Annotated in this window: 22 protein-coding genes; 6 read left to right on the forward strand and 16 right to left on the reverse strand. The window is 43.3% G+C overall.

From position 1 onward, the window contains the following. Positions 1 to 58: 58 nt before the first annotated feature. The 4 genes from LDO51_RS18340 to yfbV form a co-directional block, all read right to left on the reverse strand. Positions 59 to 1888, reverse strand: a complete 1830-nt coding sequence (locus LDO51_RS18340) for an SLC13 family permease (protein WP_225575702.1) — start codon at positions 1886 to 1888, stop codon at positions 59 to 61. An 87-nt stretch (positions 1889 to 1975) separates the two neighbouring features. Beyond that, entirely contained in the window at positions 1976 to 2650 is a 675-nt protein-coding gene (locus tag LDO51_RS18345) for a sugar phosphatase (RefSeq protein WP_225575703.1), read from the reverse strand. Between the two features lie 68 nt (positions 2651 to 2718). Next, entirely contained in the window at positions 2719 to 3213 is a 495-nt protein-coding gene (locus tag LDO51_RS18350; protein ID WP_225575704.1) for a YfbU family protein, read from the reverse strand. 161 nt (positions 3214 to 3374) lie between these two features. Beyond that, positions 3375 to 3830, reverse strand: a complete 456-nt coding sequence (gene yfbV, locus LDO51_RS18355) for a terminus macrodomain insulation protein YfbV (protein WP_225575705.1) — start codon at positions 3828 to 3830, stop codon at positions 3375 to 3377. Positions 3831 to 4449: 619 nt separating this feature from the next. On the opposite strand from yfbV, the gene ackA reads away from it, so the two are divergent. The 3 genes from ackA (at position 4450) to LDO51_RS18370 (ending at position 9130) form a co-directional block, all read left to right on the forward strand. Continuing rightward, positions 4450 to 5652, forward strand: a complete 1203-nt coding sequence (ackA, locus tag LDO51_RS18360; RefSeq protein WP_036952711.1) for an acetate kinase — start codon at positions 4450 to 4452, stop codon at positions 5650 to 5652. A gap of 81 nt (positions 5653 to 5733) precedes the next feature. Then, positions 5734 to 7863, forward strand: coding sequence for a phosphate acetyltransferase (pta, locus tag LDO51_RS18365; protein WP_225577311.1), 2130 nt, complete (start codon positions 5734 to 5736; stop codon positions 7861 to 7863). Between the two features lie 139 nt (positions 7864 to 8002). Then, complete coding sequence (locus LDO51_RS18370) at positions 8003 to 9130, forward strand: hypothetical protein (RefSeq protein WP_225575706.1); 1128 nt, start codon at positions 8003 to 8005, stop codon at positions 9128 to 9130. A 46-nt stretch (positions 9131 to 9176) separates the two neighbouring features. Here the strand turns inward: LDO51_RS18370 and yfcD are convergent, their stop codons facing one another. After that, complete coding sequence (yfcD, locus tag LDO51_RS18375) at positions 9177 to 9719, reverse strand: NUDIX hydrolase YfcD (protein ID WP_225575707.1); 543 nt, start codon at positions 9717 to 9719, stop codon at positions 9177 to 9179. 271 nt (positions 9720 to 9990) lie between these two features. Here yfcD and LDO51_RS18380 point away from each other — a divergent pair, with 271 nt between their 5' ends. Next, positions 9991 to 10896, forward strand: coding sequence for a TIGR01777 family oxidoreductase (locus tag LDO51_RS18380; protein ID WP_225575708.1), 906 nt, complete (start codon positions 9991 to 9993; stop codon positions 10894 to 10896). A 35-nt stretch (positions 10897 to 10931) separates the two neighbouring features. Here LDO51_RS18380 and LDO51_RS18385 read toward each other — a convergent pair whose 3' ends face one another. The 10 genes from LDO51_RS18385 to pdxB all read right to left on the reverse strand — a co-directional run bounded on the left by LDO51_RS18385 (position 10932) and on the right by pdxB (position 20995). Further along, complete coding sequence (locus tag LDO51_RS18385; protein WP_225575709.1) at positions 10932 to 11504, reverse strand: UbiX family flavin prenyltransferase; 573 nt, start codon at positions 11502 to 11504, stop codon at positions 10932 to 10934. Between the two features lie 375 nt (positions 11505 to 11879). Then, positions 11880 to 13397, reverse strand: a complete 1518-nt coding sequence (gene purF / locus LDO51_RS18390) for an amidophosphoribosyltransferase (RefSeq protein ID WP_154600204.1) — start codon at positions 13395 to 13397, stop codon at positions 11880 to 11882. Positions 13398 to 13411: 14 nt separating this feature from the next. Further along, entirely contained in the window at positions 13412 to 13915 is a 504-nt protein-coding gene (cvpA, locus tag LDO51_RS18395) for a colicin V production protein (RefSeq protein WP_132495458.1), read from the reverse strand. A 177-nt stretch (positions 13916 to 14092) separates the two neighbouring features. Then, positions 14093 to 14815, reverse strand: a complete 723-nt coding sequence (dedD, locus tag LDO51_RS18400) for a cell division protein DedD (protein ID WP_225575710.1) — start codon at positions 14813 to 14815, stop codon at positions 14093 to 14095. 5 nt (positions 14816 to 14820) lie between these two features. After that, on the reverse strand, positions 14821 to 16110 hold the full coding sequence (gene folC, locus LDO51_RS18405; protein WP_225575711.1) for a bifunctional tetrahydrofolate synthase/dihydrofolate synthase: 1290 nt from the start codon (positions 16108 to 16110) through the stop codon (positions 14821 to 14823). Continuing rightward, on the reverse strand, positions 16100 to 17068 hold the full coding sequence (accD, locus tag LDO51_RS18410) for an acetyl-CoA carboxylase, carboxyltransferase subunit beta (RefSeq protein ID WP_225575712.1): 969 nt from the start codon (positions 17066 to 17068) through the stop codon (positions 16100 to 16102). The genes folC and accD overlap by 11 nt, the downstream gene beginning before the upstream one ends. 160 nt (positions 17069 to 17228) lie before the next feature. Beyond that, complete coding sequence (locus tag LDO51_RS18415) at positions 17229 to 17936, reverse strand: DedA family protein (RefSeq protein ID WP_225575713.1); 708 nt, start codon at positions 17934 to 17936, stop codon at positions 17229 to 17231. Between the two features lie 35 nt (positions 17937 to 17971). Beyond that, the gene (gene truA, locus LDO51_RS18420) at positions 17972 to 18787 is read right to left on the reverse strand and encodes a tRNA pseudouridine(38-40) synthase TruA (protein ID WP_225575714.1); all 816 of its coding nucleotides are present in this window, start codon (positions 18785 to 18787) and stop codon (positions 17972 to 17974) included. Continuing rightward, complete coding sequence (locus LDO51_RS18425) at positions 18787 to 19797, reverse strand: aspartate-semialdehyde dehydrogenase (RefSeq protein ID WP_225575715.1); 1011 nt, start codon at positions 19795 to 19797, stop codon at positions 18787 to 18789. The genes truA and LDO51_RS18425 overlap by 1 nt, the downstream gene beginning before the upstream one ends. A 73-nt stretch (positions 19798 to 19870) precedes the next feature. Beyond that, positions 19871 to 20995 (reverse strand): 4-phosphoerythronate dehydrogenase PdxB, encoded by a 1125-nt coding sequence (gene pdxB / locus LDO51_RS18430; protein ID WP_225575716.1) that lies wholly within the window; start codon positions 20993 to 20995, stop codon positions 19871 to 19873. Positions 20996 to 21260: 265 nt separating this feature from the next. On the opposite strand from pdxB, the gene LDO51_RS19845 reads away from it, so the two are divergent. Further along, a complete protein-coding gene (locus LDO51_RS19845) occupies positions 21261 to 22124 on the forward strand; it encodes a hypothetical protein (protein WP_225575717.1) in 864 nt (287 codons plus the stop codon). Between the two features lie 11 nt (positions 22125 to 22135). Here the strand turns inward: LDO51_RS19845 and LDO51_RS18440 are convergent, their stop codons facing one another. After that, positions 22136 to 22933: an AraC family transcriptional regulator gene (locus LDO51_RS18440; RefSeq protein ID WP_225575718.1), complete on the reverse strand. Its 798-nt coding sequence runs from the start codon at positions 22931 to 22933 to the stop codon at positions 22136 to 22138. 98 nt (positions 22934 to 23031) lie between these two features. On the opposite strand from LDO51_RS18440, the gene LDO51_RS18445 reads away from it, so the two are divergent. Beyond that, positions 23032 to 23952, forward strand: a complete 921-nt coding sequence (locus tag LDO51_RS18445; RefSeq protein WP_225575719.1) for a DMT family transporter — start codon at positions 23032 to 23034, stop codon at positions 23950 to 23952. Positions 23953 to 24258: the final 306 nt, after the last annotated feature.

Genomic DNA, 24258 nt, shown 5'->3' on the forward strand with positions numbered 1-24258 from the left:
TATAAAAAGAGCTCTAATATATAATAGAGCTCTTTTTTGACGTGATTTTTATATTTGCTTAGAAAGGAAATAAGATAGGAATAACTGCCACACTGATAAACATTACAATTATCGTAAAAGGCACGCCAATCTTCAGAAAATCCGAAAATTTATAACCACCAGGTCCCAATACCAATGTATTCACAGGTGAAGAGACTGGCGTCATAAATGCAGCGGATGCCGCAATACCAATCACCATCGCGAAAGGTAATGGAGAGACTTCCATTTGATGCGCTGCGGCAATCGCAATAGGCGCCATGAGCACCGCGGTTGCCGTGTTAGAAATAAATAATCCAATGGTGGCACACAAGATAAACAGACACAGCAACATCACATGAGGCCCCAATCCACCAGCGACTTTCATCAGTGCATCTACCGCAAGGGCTATCCCCCCCGTTTCCTGTAAAGCGATAGCGAATGGCATCATACCAACAATCAAAATAATGCTCGGCCAGTGAATCGATTTGTACGCACTTTCCATATCGATACAGCGAAATTTCCCCATTAATAAACAGGCAATTAACGCTGCAATAAAGTTAGGGATTTCATTGGTAACCATCATCGCCACCATGAGTGCAAGGCAAAATAATGCATGGGGGGCTTGTGAGGCTGCCGGGGCAACGGCTTCTACTTCTGCGGCTAAGTTCAATACGATAAAATTACGCGGTTTGGTCGATAGAATACGGATCAATTTCCAATCACCGATGACCAACAAAATATCCCCTAATCGCAGAGATTCATCTACCAGTTTTCCATCAAGGGCTTTTCCATCACGGCGGATCCCAACGACGTTTAAACCATATCGCGTACGAAATTTAATCTCTCGTAAACTTTTACCCAATAATTCTGAGTCCGGGTTCATGGAAACTTCGGCCATGCCAACATCCCGTGATTGCTCGGAAAAATAATCACCGCGCAAGATCATCGGCTCAAGAAGTTGTTCACTGCAAAATTGACGCAGTTCATCGTCAGTCACTGAAATATCAATCAGCAAAACATCGCGCTCACGTAGCTCAGTCCCTCCCGTTGCACTCACCATCACACGCCGAAACTTACGCCAGCGCTCAATCCCTACTACGTTTGCACCATAACGGGAACGCAAATGAAGCTCATCAAGCGTGTGTCCAATCAGTGAAGACCCTTTACGAATAGCTAACCGGCGGGCACGCCCTGCTAGTTTATAATCGCGGATAAGGTCACGGAAACTGCGTTGATATTTAACGGGTTGTTTATCCGGTTCATTGCTACCCAACCAACGACGAGTCAGCCACATGTAGCCAATACCCGCGATTAAAATAAGGAGCCCTATCGGGGTAATTGAGAAAAATTGAAAGCTGGGTAATCCTTCGCGAACTAATTCACTGTTGACCACCATGTTGGGCGGCGTTGCGACTAATGTCATCATGCCACTGATTAAGCCGGCAAAGCCCAGCGGCATCATTAATCGACTTGGTGAGGTTTTCATCCGTGCTGCGACACTGAGCACCACCGGAATAAAGATAGCGACCACGCCAGTGGAGCTCATAAATGCACCGAGCCCCGCCACCGTTATCATTAAAAAGACGAGCATTTTACTTTCGCTGCTGCCTGCAACTCGAACGAGCCACTCCCCCATTTGGTAGGCAATACCAGTACGAACCAAGCCATCACCGATAACAAACAGAGCCGCAATCAACAAAACGTTAGGGTCAGCAAAACCCGCCGTTGCCTGTTGTAAGGTCAGTGTATCGCTTAATACAAACGCCACAATCACTAACAAGGCAACCACATCCATGCGGATTTTATTGGTAGTAAATAGAACAACCGCGATCAATAGTAGGGTTAGTACCCACAGCAATTCTCCGCTCAAAATATCCCCTTTCGACGAAAAAAAACAGGCTAAAGATTTTTGTTAGTTAACCATGTTTTTCAGAGGATTTCTTTGATTAGATCGCAATTAGACGTTTTTCGACACGAAAAGCTCAAAATAGCCGTTATCGTCAGGACCTGTCACGGAAATTTGTTCTAATGTACTAATAATTGCAGAGATTTCATCTCTTCTTGGCATGCCTTCTGGATCATGAACCGCAATAACATGGCAACCCGCACTTAATGCCGAATGAATCCCCGCGGGCGCATCTTCAAAAGCAATGCACTCTTCAGGAGGCAATTCGAGGCTTTTCGCTCCTAATTGGAAAGGCTCCGGGTCTGGTTTACCTTTAGAGACTTTTTCAAACGTGACCCAATGTTTAGGTTCAGGCAAACCTGCCGCAGCTCGGCGTCCGTGAGCGATTGGCACGGTGCCTGATGTTACAATCGCCCAAGGAGCACCTAATTTATTCAGTAAAGATAACAGCGCTATTGCACCTGGCAGTGCAACAACGCCGTCCATATCTTCGCTTTCTATTTTCTCTAACCAACGAAAATGGCTTTGTAGCTCTTCTTCGCTTGCATTAGGTAGGAAATGACGCAATGTGGTCATTGCAGGTTTTCCATGGATATAATCGATAATCGCTTGCTTATCTTCACCAATCCTATCGCCGAATAAACACCAACAGCGCTCAACAACAGCAAGTGAATCCGCCAACGTTCCATCGAGATCGAATAAAAAACCTTTTGCTTTTAACTTCACATCAAACCCTTTTTAAAAAATCATGTTACCTAATGTAAAACGTAAATGCGTCCACCTAAAGAGACAGGTTAAGCATTGAGAATTTGAGAAATTTCAACCGCTGAAAGGTGATATTGGCGAGGACACGCTTGCCAAATTTTCAGCATTCTTAAATATTTATCCCACATTGGTGTTTGTGAGTTAAAGCCATGAGTTCCGCTATCGAAATGGGTGTAGCGCCCTTCTGTATTGACCATAAAGCGCACATAACTCAGATAGCGTGCTTCAGTTGCGGCATCAAAGCCTAAAAATTGCACACGACGGCCATCCACACCATGTTTGTCTTCCATGTTGCCGTAAGAAACTTGCAGCGCATGGTACATTTCCATCACTTCAATAACAGTACGACACGTTTGCTCGCTGAGTTCACCAAAATCCCTATCCAACTCGCGCATTTGTAAACCAAATCCACGCTCAATGATAGTTTGCAGACGGCGGTAACGCTCCGCGTTATCAGGGTCTAACATGGTCATCATTTTATATTGATTGGATAAAATTAAGCGTTCAGCATTGGTCATTTCCATCACAGCTCTCCGTAGATAATTTTCTGTCATCTTCGCATTCAACGTTGATAATGCACAGATTAAATATCACTTTTATTGATCTAAATAGTTATTTTGCGTTAATTACTGTTAAATAAAGGTTTGTTATCAAATTGAATGCTAAATAAGCTTCAATGAACCGTTTAGATATCTTCCATAAAGGTATGATCTAACTGATTGAACGCTTTTTTCAAAAGTTCGGCTAGCGCCATATAGTCGGGCTGCTGCTCAACAGGTGCCATTGCAATTCCCGCTGCTGTAAATTTATCGCGAATTTCATAGAACCAGCTTAATAACCCTGCTGGTAACGGTGTTACGGCACGCTTACCTAACCACCATAACCCTTGCATTGGCAAACTGCAGGCAAATAATGCCGTAGCGACAGCTGGACCTAACTGCCCGCCTAACGCAATTTGCCAAGCCAGCGTAAATATCGCAATGGGCGGCATAAAGCGGATCCCAAACCGAATAGCTTTATTGATACGTAGTTCAGGAAACAGTGGCGTTAGCTTTTTTTCCATAGGGAAAACCTTCAGATAGTGATTACCTAATCTGAAGCGTTTAAAAAAACCCGGAGGGGTACTTTGCATTGTGCTCATCAATTCATTTCCTACCACTATTAATTTTCTACTGCTATTAATTTACAGCTACCATCACAAAAACAATATCAATCTATGGCTAGCTTACGTCAAATTGAGTGTGAACGCACACTCAGTTTTTAAGTTAATTTTTGCAAATTTAGCTTTATTCACGCCAACTTAACTAAAACCCACTATTCTCTTGAATACATAACTTACCGCTATAACTACACTTTATATGGCATTTATGATTTTAATCAACCAAACGCCCTATTTTTAAAAAAAACATATAAAATATAAAATAGTTTTAGTAGAATCGACCGCAATTAGAATTACTGCCGAACTATGTTACTTAATAGTTCTCTTTAATAAGTAAACAACAGTGATATATTGGGGTTCTGCGCGTTATTTCAACGCAATGCTGTAATTTATTTTTCACAGTTATTTAACAGCATGACGTAACGTTTGTACAAGAAAACCCTGTAAAATCATCGGCCCATGTGCTTTTTTGCACATATGATGATATCAATCATGAATTGGTCGGATATAAATGCGCTAGGCTCTAGCGAATGAGATTTTTCAACTAAGTCTGTGTGTCCTTATAACGGGCTTCACAACATCAACTAAGATAGGTATTTCCATGTCAAGTAAGCTGGTACTGGTTTTAAACTGCGGTAGCTCCTCACTGAAATTTGCAATCATCGATCCGACTAATGGAGATGAATTTCTATCAGGTTTAGCTGAATGTTTTAATTTGCCCGAAGCTCGCATTAAATGGAAAATGGACGGTGAAAAACATGAGGCACCTTTAGGTGCAGGCGCTGCGCATAGCGAAGCACTGAACTTCATCGTAAACACAATTCTTGCTGCGAAGCCTGAATTGTCAGCACAAATTTCCTCTATTGGTCACCGTATTGTTCATGGTGGCGAGAAATTCACTTCTTCTGTTGTTATTGATGACGAAGTTATCGCGGGTATTAAAGCGGCAATCCCATTCGCGCCGTTACATAACCCAGCTCACCTTATTGGTATTGAAGAGGCGAGAAAATCATTCCCTCACCTGATCACGAAAAATGTCGCGGTATTCGATACGGCATTCCATCAGACAATGCCTGAAGAAGCTTACCTGTATGCACTGCCATACGAATTATATTCCGAGCACAGCATCCGTCGTTATGGTGCGCACGGTACTAGCCATTTCTACGTTTCTCGCGAAGCGGCGAAAAAACTGAACAAGCCAGTTGATGAACTGAACGTTATCACTTGCCATTTAGGTAATGGTGGTTCAGTATCTGCAATCGTTAACGGTAAATGTGTTGATACATCAATGGGCTTAACCCCATTAGAAGGCTTAGTCATGGGGACTCGTAGCGGTGATATCGACCCTGCGATTATTTTCCACTTACATGATTCATTAGGCATGAGCGTTGACCAAATCAACAAAATGCTGACCAAAGAGTCTGGCTTATTAGGCTTAACTGGCGTGACTAGCGACTGCCGTTATGTTGAAGATAACTACGGCACCAAAGCAGATGCTACCCGCGCAATGGATGTGTTCTGCCACCGTTTAGCAAAATATGTTGGTGCGTACAGCGCGCTGATGGAAGGTCGTCTTGATGCAATCATCTTCACTGGTGGTATCGGTGAAAACTCTGCGCAAGTGCGTGAAATCACGCTGAAGAAACTGGCAATCCTTGGTTTCGAATATGACCACGAGCGCAACTTAGCGGCACGTTTCGGTAAAGAAGGTGTTATCACCACCGACAACAGCCGCCCGGCACTGGTTATCCCAACCAATGAAGAGTTGGTGATTGCCCAAGATGCTGCGCGCTTAACAGCATAAAGACTTTCTTGCCGCCAGCCTTATGCTGGCGGTACTGCTTTAGAGTAACCAAAAAACGAGGTTCCTGTGTCCCGTACAATTATGCTAATTCCTACTGGCACCAGCGTTGGTTTAACCAGCGTTAGTCTGGGTGTCGTCCGCTCAATGGAACAAAAAGGTGTCCAACTGAGCGTGTTTAAACCTATCGCACAACCACGCGTTTCCGGTAATAAAGATCAAACCACCGAAGTTTTACGCTCTCACTCCAGCATCACTACCATTGTTGAGCCTTTAACAATGGAATATGTTGAGTCTCTGCTGACATCATCGAAGAAAGACATTCTGATGGAAGAGATCGTGGCGCGCTACCACGCACACACCAAAAATGCAGAAGTGATCCTGATCGAAGGTTTAGTCCCAACTCGCAAGCACTCTTTTGCACAATCACTGAACTACGAAATAGCCAAAACCTTAGGTGCTGAAATTGTATTCGTTACAGCGCCAGGCAATAGCTCAATCCAGCAAATGCAAGAGCGTTTAGAGCTAGTTCGTAACGAATTCGGTGGTCAGCGTAACGAAAGCATCATCGGGGTTATCGTTAATAAAGTTAACGCACCAGTTGATGAGCAAGGCCGTACTCGTCCTGATCTGTCTGAAATTTTTGATGACTCAACCAAAGCGACAGTGGCAAATATCGATGCTAAAGCGCTGGAGTGTTTAAATCTGCCAGTTTTAGCGACTATTCCGTGGAACTTTGACCTGATTGCCACTCGTGCAATCGACATGGCAAAACACTTGAATGCACAAATAGTGAACGAAGGTGAAATCAATACTCGCCGTGTGAAATCCGTCACTTTCTGCGCACGTAGCATTCCACACATGCTGGAACATTTCCGCCCGGGTTCACTATTAGTGACCTCGGCAGACCGCCCTGATGTACTGGTTTCCGCCTCTTTAGCCGCAATGAACGGCGTAGAAATTGGGGCTATCTTATTAACAGGCGGCTATGATATCGATGCACCTATTCGCAAACTTTGTGAACAAGCATTCGAAACTGGCTTACCTGTGTTTATGGTGAACAGTAACACATGGCAAACTTCGCTGAATCTGCAAAGCTTCAGCCTTGAAGTACCGGCTGATGACCATGAGCGTATCGAAAAAATTCAAAACTATGTCGCTCGCCACATTAGCAGTAACTGGATTGAATCTCTGGTTGCTGATTCTGAGCGCCCTAACCGCCTGTCTCCGCCTGCATTCCGTTACCAGTTAACTGAACTGGCACGCAAAGCGGGTAAACGTATCGTCCTGCCTGAAGGTGATGAGCCACGTACCGTTAAAGCAGCATCGATTTGTGCTGAACGTGGTATCGCGACCTGCGTATTGTTAGGTAACCCTGACGATATCCGTCGCGTTGCGGCATCTCAAGGTATTGAATTAGGCGCTGGCATCGAAATCGTTGACCCAATTAAAGTTCGCGAAGAATATGTTGCACGCTTAGTCGAACTGCGTAAAAGCAAGGGCATGACCGAAGTGGTTGCTCGTGAACAACTGGAAGATAACGTTGTTCTGGGTACATTAATGCTCGAAAAAGGCGAAGTGGATGGCCTGGTTTCTGGTGCGGTTCATACTACTGCAAACACCATTCGCCCACCATTACAGTTAATCAAAACTGCGCCGGGTAGCTCATTAGTTTCTTCTGTATTCTTTATGTTGCTGCCAGAGCAAGTGTTTGTTTATGGTGACTGTGCGATTAACCCAGATCCAACTGCAGAGCAACTGTCTGAAATCGCAATTCAATCTGCGGATTCAGCAAAAGCCTTTGGTATTGAGCCTCGTGTTGCGATGATCTCTTACTCTACTGGTAATTCCGGTGCGGGTAGTGATGTTGAAAAAGTACGTGAAGCGACACGCTTAGCACAAGAAAAACGCCCTGATCTGATGATCGACGGCCCGTTACAGTATGATGCTGCGGTAATGGCAGATGTGGCTAAATCTAAAGCACCAAACTCGCCTGTTGCAGGTAAAGCAACTGTGTTTATCTTCCCTGACTTGAACACTGGTAATACGACCTATAAAGCGGTACAACGTTCTGCTGACTTGGTCTCTATCGGTCCAATGCTGCAAGGGATGCGCAAACCAGTTAACGACTTATCCCGTGGCGCACTAGTAGACGATATTGTTTACACTGTTGCACTGACTGCGATTCAAGCGGTACAAAACGAAAACGCATAATCGTAGTTATTAAGCATTGAGTAAAAAGGTCAATCCGGAAACGGGTTGACCTTTGTTTTTTCATCGCTATATGAAAATAACATTTCCTCCTTTTCATATCATTAGCCTCCATGTTTTCACAAGAATATTGAGGTTGATTATGATTATCCCCCAAAGAGCCAGTATTAAGTTTGAACAGATAAAATTAACAGATCATTTTAAAGATACCGATAAAAATGGATTTTCCCGTCATATAATCGGCATTAAAAATATGCAAGAAGCCGAAAAAGGTATCTGTTATGGGTTAACACATACCTTTTTATTTTATGCCCATGCAAATGATGAAAAAAAATATATAAAAAGCCTGGCGCGCGCATTAAAAAAAACACACAACGCCAAGGGAAACATTCGCCATTATCGTACTTTTTTAAATGACGCCTTTTGTCAAATAATCTATAGACAGAAATTAATTGATTATGTTCTACATATTGACCATGCCATAAAAAACTTTAATTTTTCAAATGACGATAATAAATTAAAACAAAAAAATATAATGAATTCTATCAATGTCATTTTTTTAAAAAATAGAGCGCTGTTACTGGATAATATAGGGGAAAATGAAGTGGTTGACTTTAAAAAATCATTACATCAGCTATATATTTATACCTATTCCACATCAGCAAGTGCCAGGGGGAATATATTAAAAGGAAAAAGCCAATTTGAAATGCATTTAATAAAACTAACTGCTAGAGAAATCAGGAAAAAATGTTCTAACTTTGCACTGACTAACTTATCACTAAATGGTATTAAACCGTTTTTTGAACTGGTTAAAAATCACCAGAAAAAAATTATTAAGTATCAAATAACACAAAAAAATAGCCAATATAATATAAAATATGACACCTATACGATTATTGATAATAATGTAAATTTAAATCCACAGAATTATATAACTTTTGAACAATTCAAGCAGCGCATTAATAATCGACTACAGCAAAAGAAGGATACTATTTGTGATTTCCTTACTAAAAATCATGCTATGGGGATCACGATAAAACATATCAACGATAAGGTCATATTCAAGTTCTTTGAACCTAATAAAGGCCTTTATATAACAAAAAATAAGAAAAAATTTTTTAATCTCATTGAAAAAACAATGTTACAGCAAGAGTGCTTAGTTAATGCCCAAGATGAGAAAATCATCGAGGTTAATACCTCCTACGCCGATAAACTTCATCAATATCCGCTGTCCAATAAAATCCAAGAACCTAAATTTTATAAATCATAACAATACAAAAGGACTACCGAGGTAGTCCTTTATTCAATACCCACATTTACTCTGGGCTTGAACAGCTAATCGCTTTATCCGCTTCATTATTACGTGTTAACCATAATGATAAGGCTTTGAGCGAATCTGGCGTGAACTCATCGCAACGAGCGGTAATCTCCTTGGGTGTCAACCAACTCACTTCCACCACTTCACTTTCTTGCAAAGCAAAAGGACCGTGACTCACACAACTAAATAACCCACCCCACACACGGCAAATGTCATTTTCATAATAGAAAGTGCCATGTTCTGCAAACGGAACGCCAGCAATCCCCAACTCTTCTTCAGCTTCACGCTTAGCTGATTCAAGGATCTGTTCATCTTGCATCACGACACCGCCCGCCGTCGCATCCAAAAGCCCTGGGTAGAAATCTTTAATACCCGTTCTTCGTTGCACCAGAATTTTACCCATCCCATCGTGTACCACGATATAGGTCGCACGGTGGCGTAAGTTTTCTGCACGCATTTGGCTACGGGTTGCTTGCGCTATTACATTGTTGTCTTCGTCAACGATATCTACCCATTCGACGAATTCGGTCTGTTGTTCCATCCTGAAAACCTTATTTAACTTGCCCACCGAAATACTTTGATACAAGGTATTCTTTTCGCAAATATGTTGCAAGGGTTCCTAACCAAATTTGACCTTGCTTTCCATCACAAAAATCAATGCATCTCTTTAAGATACAGTACAAACTTCTTTTTTATGAAGCGTTAACTGAAACCCAACAATTCCCATTTGCAAATGCTATAGTTATTTATACAGGGTGGTAAAAATTGGATTATTTAGAGTGTGATAGCGCTTTAAATATAGGGGATAAAAAATGAGAATTCTAATAACAGGTGGAACAGGGTTAATTGGTACCCAACTGGTTCAAACGTTAGTGATGCATTCACATCAGGTCACCGTATTAAGCCGTTCACCGCAAAAGGTATACAGCTTATTTTGTAAAGCCGTTGAATGCTGGACAACCCTTCAAGATAAAACTGACCTTGATGGGTTTGATGTAGTCATCAACCTTGCTGGTGAACCTATCGCAGAAAAGCGCTGGACGGCCGCACAAAAACAGATTCTTTGTGATAGCCGCTGGAAAATAACCCAGAAACTGGCCAATTTAATTAAATCCAGCCAAAATCCACCAAGTGTGTTTCTTTCAGGTTCTGCCGTTGGTTACTATGGAGACCAAGGCCAATCCGTCGTGACAGAAGAAGATCAACCCCATGATGAATTTACCCATCAGCTAGCGGCTCGCTGGGAAGCTATCGCCCAAGAAGCGCAATCGGATAAAACCCGAGTTTGTTTATTGCGCACAGGGTTAGTTTTATCCCCTAATGGTGGTTTGCTCGCGAAAATTCTACCTATTTTTAAAATGGGTGCTGGCGGGCCGATTGGTCACGGAAAACAATATATGCCGTGGATCCATATTAACGATATGGTGAAGGCGATTTTATTCTTAATGGAGACACCAACTCTTTCTGGTCCATTTAATATGACCTCGCCTTACCCTGTCCATAATGATCAATTTGCCGCCATGATGGGAGAGGTTACCAACCGCCCTTCCTTTATCCGCACCCCTGCATTTGCAGTCAGAGGTGTGCTTGGGGAATCCGCGACATTATTACTTGGTGGACAGCAAGCCATACCTAAACGTTTAGAAGAGGCTGGCTTTGCATTTGAATTTATTGAGCTGAGAATTGCGCTTGAAGATTTGTTAGCGCCAAAGCAGTAATAATTTAAAAACAATAATTATTTGAAAAATAATCGCTATTTAGCGCCCTGCCAACGGGTAAACAAATCTTGTTCAAGCTCGATATCAAATTGGTCAAGAACGCGGTTAACAGTTTGGTCAACAATATCTTGAATAGATTGAGGCTGATGATAAAACGCAGGCATTGGGGGCATAATCACCGCCCCCATTTCTGCTGCTTGAACTAATAACCGCAAATGCCCCAAGTGCAGTGGGGTTTCCCGTACCCCTAGCACCAGTTTTTTCCCTTCTTTTAAAACGACATCTGCGGCACGGGTGACTAACGTGTCTGTATAGCTGTGAACGATGCCAGAAAGGGTTTTCATGGTACACGGCATGATAACCATGCCTGCGGTACGAAAAGAGCCTGAAGAGATAGCTGCCGCAATATCGCGGCTATCATAAACATGGTCTGCGAGCTGTTGCACATCTTTAACACTAAACGCTGTTTCCAGTGCTAATGTCTGACGCGCTGCTGCACTCATCACGAGGTGGGTTTCCACATCCTTCACAGGTTTGAGGACTTCCAGCAATCGAATACCGTAGATTGCTCCACTCGCGCCTGTTAGCCCAATGATAAGTTTTTTCATGTTCAACCCCAATTCACGTAATTTCCTGCATTATATACCAAATATCGTGAAGTAGTGAGTGAGAGGCGAAGTGTGGAGATCAGGATAGTAAAAATACAGAGGAAAACTTTACTCACGGAAATAAGTGGGCATCAAGAAAAGCAATACGAGCAGAGGGGAATTCAGACTAACTTCATTTTCAGCTTAGTTTTAGATTTAATCCTCTAAATAATTCATGTTGTAGCTAGGCGGGCCGACCCAAATATCATTAATTTTCTATATAGTTAGGGTTACAGCTAGGCGGCAAATAAAGCTAGCCCAAGGAGCATACAAGAGTATGTGACTTGGGTAGCTGAATGAAGCCAACAACGCTGTAGCCCCAACTATGACGAAAATTTAGCCTTCGTTGTAAATCTCAAGATCCTCAACATCACTCTGATCTTTCAGCTTCAACTCATCATCTTTGCGCAGATTTTCCAGATAATCTAAATAGCTTTGGTCGATATCTTTAGTCACGTAGATGCCATCAAATACTGAACATTCAAATTCGTTGATTTCCGGATTTTCTTCACGAACCGCATCAATAAGGTCGCTGAGATCTTGGAAAATTAGGCCATCGGCGCCAATCAGTTTGCGGATTTCATCCACTTCACGACCGTGTGCAATCAACTCATTCGCATTTGGCATATCAATGCCGTATACGTTAGGGAAACGAACTTCCGGTGCTGCTGAAGCAAAGTAGACATTCTTTGCACCCGCTTCACGAGCCAATTCAACGATCTGTTCTGATGTAGTACCACGCACAATAGAGTCATCTACCAGTAGAACGTTTTTATCGCGAAACTCAGCACGGTTTGCATTCAGTTTACGGCGCACAGATTTACGACGTTCTTGTTGCCCTGGCATGATAAAGGTACGCCCAACATAGCGATTTTTCACAAAACCTTGGCGATACGGTTTATCGAGGATATGGGCGATTTCTAAGGCGATATCACATGAGGTTTCAGGGATTGGGATCACCACATCAATATGCAGGTCTTCCCATTCGCGAGCAATTTTTGCCCCTAATTTTTGCCCCATACGCAATCTTGCGTTATATACCGAGATTTTATCGATAAACGAATCTTGGCGAGCAAAATAAACATATTCAAAAATACACGGTGTCAGCTGCGGGTTTTCAGCACATTGGCGAGTAAATAATTTACCATCTTCAGTGACATAGACTGCTTCACCTGGCGCAACATCACGCAGGAATTCGAAGCCTAAAGTATCGAGTGCCACACTTTCAGACGCGACCATATACTCGTGTTCGCCAGTCGCTAAAATACGGCGACCAAGTACTAAAGGGCGAATACCGTGCGGATCACGGAATGCCAACATCCCGTGGCCAATAATCAGTGCCACACAAGCATAGGCGCCACGGATTTTTTTGTGCATTGATGCCACAGCACTAAAAATGTTATCGGGTTCGAGAGGAAAGTGGTCAAACTTATCTAATTCGTATGCTAATACGTTTAGAAGAATTTCGGAGTCTGACGTGGTATTCACATGGCGGCGTGCTGTTTCAAATAAACTCCGAGCGAGTTCGTGAGCATTTGTCAGATTACCATTATGTGCAAGGGTGATACCAAAAGGAGAGTTAACGTAAAAAGGCTGGGCTTCGGATGCGCTGGAGCTACCCGCGGTTGGGTAACGCACATGTCCAATACCCATTGAGCCTTGAAGGCGCAGCATATGGCGCGTTTCAAAGACATCTTTTACTAAACCATTTGCTTTACGCAAACGAATATTGTTTTTACCATCAATAGTCGCAATACCCGCTGCATCTTGCCCACGGTGCTGTAGCACCGTCAACGCATCATAAATTGATTGGTTTACCGGTGAAACACCGGCGATACCGACAATACCGCACATTTAGTCTTTCCTCATCAGCCAGACGGAGAGATATTCTCCGGTAGGAAACTTGACGCATTTTGCAGGTAGTCAAAGAACCACCTAATAATATGACTGAACTGGGGAATAAGCTGTGAACGATGCCAATCCTCACTTTGAGGAAGCGGTGTAAATGTATCGAGAAAAAACAACAGCGCCGATACAATTAATACCCCACGCAACGCACCGAAGCAGATCCCCAGTACACGATCTGTACCCGATAATCCGGTTTTTTGTACTAATGAGCTAATCACATAGTTCACCACTGCACCGACAATCAATGTCGCGATAAACAGTGCTGCAATCGCAATACCATTACGAACCAAAACATCCTCAAAGTTCGTAAAGTAACTCGCTAAGTAAGGATAAAACGTACTTGCTACGAAGAACGCACAACCCCAAGTGATTAACGATAATGCCTCACGTACAAATCCACGGATCAGGCTTACCAGTGCCGAGAAGCCAATAATGGCGATAATTGTGTAATCAATCCAGACCATATTTCATTCCAAAATTCGCATTCACGTCAGCGGCGAATGCATTCTAACAGAAAACGAAAACGTTTGCGTAACCATTTTTCATTGAATTTAAAAAAATCAGCGGCGAAAAGAAAAAATCATAATCGCCGCAGTAAGTTACTAAATACCCTTATTTTTTAGGGATAATTGAATGTCAATTTAAGGCTTAAAGGCTTGAATTATCCCTTTTGTACCGGTAATTGCGTTCAGTTCAGGTAAAGCAGATTCAAGCTTCTGCCTTGATGCTTCTGGTCCCACATAAATACGGGTTAATTTGTTATTCACCGGTTGCGCTGGCACCGTATAAACCTGATACCCGGACAATCTTAGCTTCGCCACAATTTCTTCAACCTTGCTGGCATTATTGAGGGCAATCACTTGCACCACATAGGCTTTACCTTGAGGTTCTTGTTTCGGTTCTGGCTTCGGTTCTGGTTTAGGTTCTGGTTTAGGTTCCACTTTAGGCTTAGGCTCAGGTTTTGGCTCTGGCTTAGGTTCCGGCTTCGGTTCTACTCGTGGTTTTTCTGGAGTGACATTAGCAGGAATGGCGCCTCCATTTTGATTCACCACATTTTGACCAGTATTACTTTGATTTGCACTGTTTGCGGTTACAGGAGGCAGCTCACTTTGCTTTTGCTCAGTAATCGCTTCCGATAACATCGCTTCAGAAGTTCCTTCCGAAGACGCGGTCGATGCACTGTGTGTAATCGGCGCAATTGACTCAATATCTTCTTCATCACCCGGTTTGGGAATAATCGGAATGGCTGCAAATTCATTCTCATTGTATTTCTTATCGCCATCCAGCAATGCAGGCAATACGATGACCCCCGCAGCGACTAAAACAATGGCGCCAGCAAGACGATTCTGGAATTTACTAGCCACTGGCTTTATCCTTCTGTTTTCTCTAATAGCATCATGACGTGAGCCACAGTATGGAATGATCCACACACCACAATAACATCTTGTGGTTGCGCATCCGCGCACGCTTGTTGCCAAGCTGCTTCCACGGAATCAAACTCATAGGCACCGTCAACGTGCTGACTAAGCTCAGTCACATCTGCACCACGAAACTCTTTCAGAGGTGCAAGATACCAGTCAGTTACCTGTTGGGATAAACAGGTTAATGTCCCTTGAATATCTTTATCCCCCAGCATTCCCACCACCGCACGAATTCGACGACCTTCTGTAACCGGTAATTGCGCAAGTTTGGAGACTAAATAACCCGCAGCATGAGGGTTATGGGCAACATCCAAAATCATTAACGGGTGTTCGCCAATAATTTGAAAACGTCCTGGTAACTGAGCAGTACTTAAACCTTGGTGGATAGCTTGGTCAGTGATTTTCTGCGCTAACTGGGAATCAATCTCCATCAAGCAGCTGATCACCCCCATCGCGGTGGCTGCATTAGCCAACGGCACATTAGGTAACGGTAAATTAGCCCATGACCGCTGAGAACTTTCCCAAGACCAATGTTGCCCCTGCTCTTGGTAATGCCAATCCTTGCCACGACGAAACAGTATGGTGCCTATTTTATCGGCATAAGCGCCTATAGAGTCTGGCATATCAGGTTCGCCCACCACGCCATAATGACCTTGACGGAAAATACCCGCTTTCTCATGACCAATATGCTCACGGTCAGAACCTAGCCAATCGGTATGATCAAGCGCAATACTGGTGATTGCCGCGATATCCGCATCCACGACGTTAGTTGCATCAAGGCGACCGCCTAGCCCTACTTCAAGGATCACAATATCTAACTCAGCTTGCTTAAATAATTGTAGTGCAGCTAAGGTGCCATATTCAAAGTAGGTTAACGAAATATTTCCACGCTGCGCTTCGATAGTCGCAAATGCTTGGCAGAACTCACTTTCAGTAAGCTCTTTACCTTGGATTCGGACGCGTTCCGTGTAGCGCACTAAATGTGGCGAACTGTAGACACCCACCTTCAAACCCGCCGCCATCAAAATGGACTCAAGTGTATGGCAGGTTGTGCCTTTACCATTGGTACCGGTGACAGTGATTACGCGAGGAGCAGGTTGAGTGAGGTGCATTTGACGGGCAGCTTGCCCTACTCGCTCCAACCCCATGTCAATATTTTGGCTATGCAGGTCGGTGAGATAAGAAAGCCAAGCCTCCAATGGAGACTTGGCTGTAGGAATGATTAGATTACTCATCATCTTTTTTATGTTTAGAGCCTTTTGCTTTATCTGCATCATCGGCAGCATCAACAAGATCAATTTCCACATCAACCACTTCAACAACCAGCGCTGGCGCGGTGTTAAGACTTGGACGATTGGTTAACATCGCTAGGATATCAGCCAGACGATCACGCATATCTTGACGACGCACGATCATGTCAATTGCCCCTTTTTCCAGCAGGAATTCACTGCGCTGGAAACCTTGTGGTAATTTTTCACGAACGGTTTGTTCGATAACACGAGGACCCGCGAAACCAATCAGTGCTTTAGGTTCAGCAACGTTAATATCACCCAACATCGCTAAACTTGCAGAAACACCCCCCATGGTTGGGTCGGTCAATACAGAAATGTACGGTAAGCCACGTTCTTGCATTTTCGCCAGTGCAGCACTGGTTTTCGCCATTTGCATCAGAGACAGCAACGCTTCTTGCATACGCGCACCACCACTGGATGAGAAGCAAACTAACGGACAGTTATCTTCCAAAGCTTGTTCTACGGCACGGACAAAACGTGCACCCACAACCGATGCCATTGAGCCCCCCATAAAGGAGAATTCAAACGCAGCCGCAACAACAGGCATCTCTTTGAGCGTACCTTTCATAACGACGATAGCATCTTTTTCACCCGTCTCTTTCTGGGCTGAGCTAATTCTGTCTTTGTATTTTTTAGAGTCGCGGAATTTGAGCACATCTTTTGGCTCTAATTCACTACCTAATTCCGTTGTTGAGTTTTCATCAAGGAAAGATTCAAGGCGTTGGCGAGCATGAATACGCATATGGTGGTCACATTTTGGACACACTTGTAGGTTACGCTCAAGCTCAGCACCGTAGAGGACTTGCCCACAGCTATCACATTTAGTCCAAACACCTTCAGGGATGTTTGCTTTATGGGATGGGGTTGAAGTACCTTTTTTTAAAATTTTCTCAATCCAGCTCATTAATGGACCTTTTCGTCTGATTGCACTCTGACAACACTTCGAATAATACCAGCTACTGAATTTCAGGGATGGTTATATAAGAAGCATCTATCAGTATGTTATTTTTTGCCATTAAACCACAATGATATCTCACTGTAGATAAAAACTTTTTTCAAACCGATTATTGGTTATCGTTTTTTTGCGTCGCCGCACTATTTTCTTTTGCCACTGCATTTTTTCCTTTTACAGCAGCTCGACGGTGGCGAATAATTTCAATGACACCCGGCAGAATCGAAATAAAGATAATCGCGACTATCAGTAATTTCAAATTCTTTTGTACTATTGGTAAATCACCAAATAAATACCCTGCATAGGTAAAGAGTAGTACCCATAATAGCGCACCTGCCACATTATAAAAGGCAAAATGGCGGTAAGACATTTTACCCATACCCGCAACGAAAGGTGCAAAAGTTCTCACGATAGGTACAAAACGCGCCAAAATAATCGCTTTTCCACCGTGTTTTTCATAAAACTCATGGGTTTTATCTAAATAGCTACGGCGGAAAATTTTTGAGTTCGGGTTCTTAAATAGCTTTTCACCAAAGATCCGCCCAATGGTGTAGTTCACTGCATCACCAATAATTGCCGCAATAATCATCAATAACACCATGAGGTGTACGTTCAAATCATTACTTGGTAATGCCGCTAACGCACCCGCGACAAATAATAATGAATCCCCAGGAAGGAAAGGCGTCACCACCAGCCCCGTCTCACAGAATAGGATCAGGAATAAAATACCGTAGACCCAAACACCATACTGGGCGACCAATTCCGCAAGATGCACATCAATATGTAAAATAAAATCAATAATAAAACTGATAAACTCCATGGTGTTCCTCATGTGGAGATTTATATTAACGATCTTTACAGCAGCTCATCCGCGAGAAATAGAGGCCCCATCACATTCTGTGGTAGGTCAAATTTTTCAGGATAATCCACGCTCACTAAATACAATCCTTCCGCTTTGGCTGTCGCCGCCGCTTTCGTTCTATCTTTTAATTCTAGAAGATACGCCATCCAATCAATTTCTTGATTACCACAACCTATCTCCAACAAACTGCCAACAATGTTTCTCACCATATGGTGTACAAACGCATTGGCTTTAATATCAACAACCACATAGTTTCCGTGACGCGTTACATTAACATGCATCACATTACGCCAAGGGCTTTTTGACTGGCACTGCACCGCTCGGAATGAGGTAAAATCACGCTCACCCAGCAATGCTTGTGCCGCTTGGTGCATACGCTTTTCATCAAGCGGAAAATGAAAGTGCGTGACACCATTCGATAAAATTGCAGGTCGATAACGGTGATTAAAAATCACATAACGATATCGACGTGCGGTTGCACTAAAACGCGCATGAAACTCATCATCCACAGGTTTACACCAGCGAACCGCAATATCGTCAGGAAGATGGGTATTCGCCCCCATCGTCCATGCAGCCTCTTTACGATTAACTGAAGTTTCAAAATGTACCACCTGCCCAGTCGCATGAACACCTGCATCCGTACGTCCTGCACAATTGACGGTGATTGGCTCCGCGGCAATTTTAGACAGGGCAGCCTCAAGGCAGCCCTGTACACTTTTTACTTCTTGCTGGCGTTGCCAACCATAATAACGACTACCGTTATACTCAATTCCGAGGGCAATGCGATGCAACTTTGAGGACTCCGACATTAGTAATACAGCTCCTGAGCCAGTTTTTCTGCTGTCTCAACCGCCATTAGCGCACCGCCAAAACGAACGTTATCCGCTACTGACCAGAACTGTAAAATCTCCGGTATACCATAATCGTTACGAATACAGCCGATACTTAAGAAGTCATTACCTGATGCGTCAGTCACTTGAGTTGGATAATCGCCCTCTTCTGAGACCTGTATATCATCAAAACGTTCAAATTCTTCGCGAGCTTCTTCCGCGCTAACTGGGCGTAATGTTTCTAAGTGCACCACTTGCGCATTACCATAAAATACAGGTGACTGAATAAAGCTTACGGAGACTGGCAAACCTTCATCTTGCAGCACTTTACGCACTTGCTCCACTAAACGGCGCTCTTGCACAACACTGCCTTCACCATCAGATAATAATGGCAGCATGTTAAAGGCTAATTGCTTAGTAAAACGCCCTTCTTCCGCAGGGATACCATTTAGTAAACGCGCGCTTTGACCTGCTAATTCATCAACAGCGGCTTTACCGTATGCTGACATCGACAGCATATTAGTAAGTGTAATGCGACCTAATCCAGCCGCATCCACTAACGGTTTGATGGAAGTTAATAGCTGGCTAACATAACTGTCTGCCACCGAAATAATATTGCGATTACGGTAATCCGCTAATACTTGCGGGTTAACGCCCGGTACCACTAACGGTACGTCGGGGTCTAACGCAAAAACACCGCTGTTATCAATCACAATGCAGCCTTCTTGCGCCGCTAATTCTGCATACTGTGCCGCGGCTTCTTCGCCTGCTGCAAAAAAGGCAATTTGCGCCTGCGACCAATCAAAGTCTGCGGCTTCTTGCACTTGATAGCTTTTACCGTTGAAACGAATGCTCTCCCCAGCACTGCGCTCACTGGCCAGTAAATAAAGCTCACCAACGGGAAACTCTCTTTCTTGAAGCAGGGAAAGAATACCTTCACCCACTGCGCCTGTTGCCCCGAGTAATGCAATATTCCAACCTTCTGTCATGGTTTTTCCTCTAAAAAAATCAAAGTGAAACGAGCTGTGATTAGCCGCTCATTTCACTTAAAAGAATCTGTTATTAAATTTTTACGTTAAAGCCTAATTCTCTCAGTAACTGAGCTGTCTCTAGGTTATCGCATTGAACTGTTAACGATGACCATTCACGGCGTTCTTGGTAATGTTTACGTAATTTATCGAACTCACCGGGAATGCCAGCCACTGCGCGCAGCGATGCATCATCACGGCGCACATCATACACGAGATGCACTAATCTTTTGAGCTGGCTTTGCGTTAATTTACCATTGATATTAATGCGGTCGATATCGGGTTTCGGTAACAGCGCTGCCAGTGACACATTCACAGGCTTACCTAAGAATTCGCAATAAGCTTCAAAGACTTGGGTTGTTCCTCGCGCTTTTCCTTCTAAAGTATAGCCTGCAATATGCGGCGTACTGATATCTACATACGCCAGCAACTCTGTATCCAGATCAGGCTCAGGCTCCCACACATCCAATACCACACTCAGCGGCTTGCCTTGTTCAAGCAACTGTAATAACGCTTGGTTATCCACCACTTCACCACGGCTCGCATTAACCAAAATGGTGCCATCGCGTAAATTTGCGAGTCGAGACTCATCCATTAAGTGGAAAGTAGAATATTCACCCTCCATGTTGAGCGGCGTATGGAAAGTTAAAATATCAGCCTGATCTAGTAGCGAATCGAATGAAACAAAAACTTCTTGGTCGCCTTTATCTGCTCGAGGAGGGTCACATAATACGGTATTAACGCCCCACGCTTGCAGACGCTTATACAAGCGCCCTCCCACATTCCCGACACCTACTATCCCAACGGTTTTATCGCGCAAATCAAAGTTATCGCGTTCCGCCAGCATCAGTAATGCAGAAAAAACATACTCAACGACGGCAATGGCATTGCACCCCGGCGCTGAAGAGAATCCAATATTGGCTTCGGCAAGCCACTGGGTATCTACGTGGTCAAACCCTGCTGTTGCCGTGCCGACGAATTTTACTGGCGTATTGCTCAGTAATGATTTATTCACTTTGGTAATTGACCGCACCATCAATGCATCTGCATCAGTCAGTTCCTGTTCTGGCACTGGGCGCCCTGGTACTGCTTTAACTTCACCTAGCTCACTAAATAGTGTTTGAGCATATGGCATGTTTTCATCAACCAAAATTTTCACGGAATTCGTCCCAATAGAATGTATGTCATGCCCGATTTGGCTGTCACACTATACTCCAAATCGTCGATGTGCTGAATTATTTACATGACATGCTTTTGGTTGAAATTGATAGGTTATTTGGCGACATTTAATTTTTCTTTTTATTAAACAAACTTACAGATGAGTCTGACTACCTAATCCCAAAGATTTCATGTTTAATCAGCAAAACCATATTAAAAATTATTCACTTTTCAGGAAGACATTTATTTTGAAAGGCATATTGATTGTGAAAAAAGTATTACTGTCGCTCCCCCTAATGTGCTCGTTTTATGCCTATGCTGGCGAGCAAAACTGCTCGGCAGACACCATCGCTATCAACAACTTTAATAATTTCGTCTTTGCCCAAGAGCGCCCATTTAACGACTCGTTAAAAGAGATGAATGCGCGTACCACCAGCCAAGATGATTACATCAACAACACGGTTCAGACGAAATTTGATAATTGTGGAGCCTTAATAGAATTAACAGGCCATGAAGTCGTCAGATTCAGCATTCACGACACCGTCACGGTCAAATCTATTGACATGATTATGAAAAAAAATGGTCGCGGCTGGGAGTACAAAGTCGCATTTAGGTTGTCTGTTATTAATCAAGATAATGTTGAAAATACCCTCTTGCAGCAAAAAACAACTGGGAAGTATCTCACTGACCCTAATGGGAAAATAATCGAAGCCAAAGATTCTTCTTATACGACGAATCTCGACAAATCGCGCATATTAACAAGAGCAGACACGCGCTTTTTAACTGACGATAATGGACGACTCTCTGAATCCAATCGTGTCAGTACACAAGAAAATGATAGTGTGAAAACAACCTACCACTATGATATGAGAAATCGTTTAATACGTACGCAGTCTGACTCGACCGTCGAAGAATTTACCTATGGTGATGATGACAGAGAGTTAAGTAACAAAACCATTAAAGAATTTTTTACCACCGAAACCACCGTGACGACCTCTAAAAGCTGGAATAAGTTCGGAAGATGCACTGAGGCAGAACAAACTATAACCACGTTAATTAAAGATGAGCACGGAGGGAAAGATAGCGTGTACAACTACCACGCTAATATCAAATACGATTATGTATATTGATTTTGTCGCTGCTATGGGATCAGCTCTTTCATCCGAAATCGCTCAGGAGTGACCCCTGAAATTTGCTGGAACATCGCAATAAATGCGGATGCCGAGCTGTATCCAACATCCAAGGCAACTTCGTGGACACTTTTACCTTTGTCTAGTCCAGCAACTGCATGTAAGTAACGCAGTCTCTGGCGCCACTCACTGAATGACATGCCCAACTCTTGTTGGCAACGGCGAGATAACGTTCGCTCCGAGGTATAAGCCCGCTTTGCCCACTGGGCGAGCGTTGTATTATCCGCAGGATCTTGCTGTAGTTCCGCTAAAATTGGCGCTAACAATTTATCTTTGCTGGTGGGTAAATAGGTATCTTGGCTCGGCGAAATAGCAAACTGGTCAATCAATACCTCCCCCAAACGAATATCCTGTTCGGTTTCGGGCTGAACAATTCCCCGTTGGTACATATCCGTCATGATGGTGTGGAAAATGGGGCTTAATCTCACAACACATGCTTTACTGGCAAGTCGCGGCGTATAGGTTTGGGCAAAATCAATAATACGAAATTTAACACTCTGCTTATTAAAACTCGCATGTTGGGTATTGGCAGGGATCCAGATGCAAAACTCTGGTGGTGCCATATAATGCTTGCCTTCCACTTCCATTTCCATAATCCCGCAGACCACATACAGCAATTGACCAAATGTATGGGAGTGGGATTTGTATTCAGTTTGTTGGTTGACCTGCTCATGGCGCAAGGCAATAAATTCAGGTTCAATAATATTGCATTCGTTAATTTGTAGAACATCACTTTTTAAATTATTCATAGGCTGTCTGAAAAGCGTTATCGATTGTCTGAATATCAGTATATATAATATTTCGGACAGATGTATACTCCTGTGACTGATTAGGGAGAACGTTGTTAATGAAATATTTATTGTTTCCGCTGACCGCGGTTTTATTATGGTCCATGAATGCCATCGTCAACAAAGCCGCTGCAACGGCGATTGATCCTGCTGCCATTTCGTTTTATCGCTGGGCTCTGGCATTCTTAGTCATGACCCCATTTGTTCTGCGCTCGGTACTGAGCCATGCCAAAGTGGTTAAGCAACATTGGTGGCAACTTGCTATCTTAGGTGCTTTGGGGATGATGCTGTATCAAAGTTTAGCTTACTATGCCGCACATACGGTAAGTGCGACGTTTATGGGGGTGATGAACTCATTTATTCCGCTATTAACGGTGGTAATTAGTATTTTTGTTCTGAGAGTGATCCCAACCGTTGGGATCGTTGTTGGTTCCGTTCTGTCCCTGTTTGGATTGGCCTGGCTAGTCAGCCAAGGAAATCCAAGTTCATTACTGGATAATGGATTGGGCCAAGGGGAATTGCTGATGATTGTCGCTTCCGCCGCTTATGCACTGTACGGGGTATTAACTAAGCGTTGGTCGATTCAGCTATCCAGTTGGGATTCACTGTATGTACAAGTATTTTTTGGGGTTTTATTATTAATTCCAAACTTCTTGATGGCAGATGATGTGAGCCTTAACCGCGATAATATCGGGTTAGTTTTATTCGCAGGGATTGCCGCATCGATTCTAGCGCCGGCAATGTGGATTCAAGGCGTTCTCCGTTTAGGCGCTAATACCACCTCTATCTTTATGAACCTCGCTCCAGTATTTACTGCCATTATCGCGATATTCACCCTTGGGGAAGAGTTAAAGAGTTATCACTTAATTGGGGGAGGCATCGTATTACTTGGTGTGATGTTAGCCCAACAACTGCGCACCCCGCTCACTCAGCTATTTTGTCGCAAGAAAAAAGCGTTAGAAGAAGATACCTGTCAGTAATTGATTCACTGTTATTTATCGCTAAAAACAATAAAGCAATGTCGTGAATTCATACGCCCCACTTTGTGGGGTTTTTCATCTTGATTGATTTTTATCCGTATTGGCCTCTATCACATATTCACTCTTAGAATAAGCGTTTGCCCACTTAAGCTGAATAATCAAGCAAAATCCGATTGCATCTTATTTATATCTCCTTAGACTTTGCTAAATACCCATTTATTTTTTAAGGGTATTTATATTGCCATGAAGTATTTATTCGATATGCCTATAAGGATTATGGGATATCACAAAATACATACCCATTGA

The organism is Providencia alcalifaciens (genome assembly GCF_020271745.1).
GTDB lineage: Bacteria > Pseudomonadota > Gammaproteobacteria > Enterobacterales > Enterobacteriaceae > Providencia > Providencia alcalifaciens_B.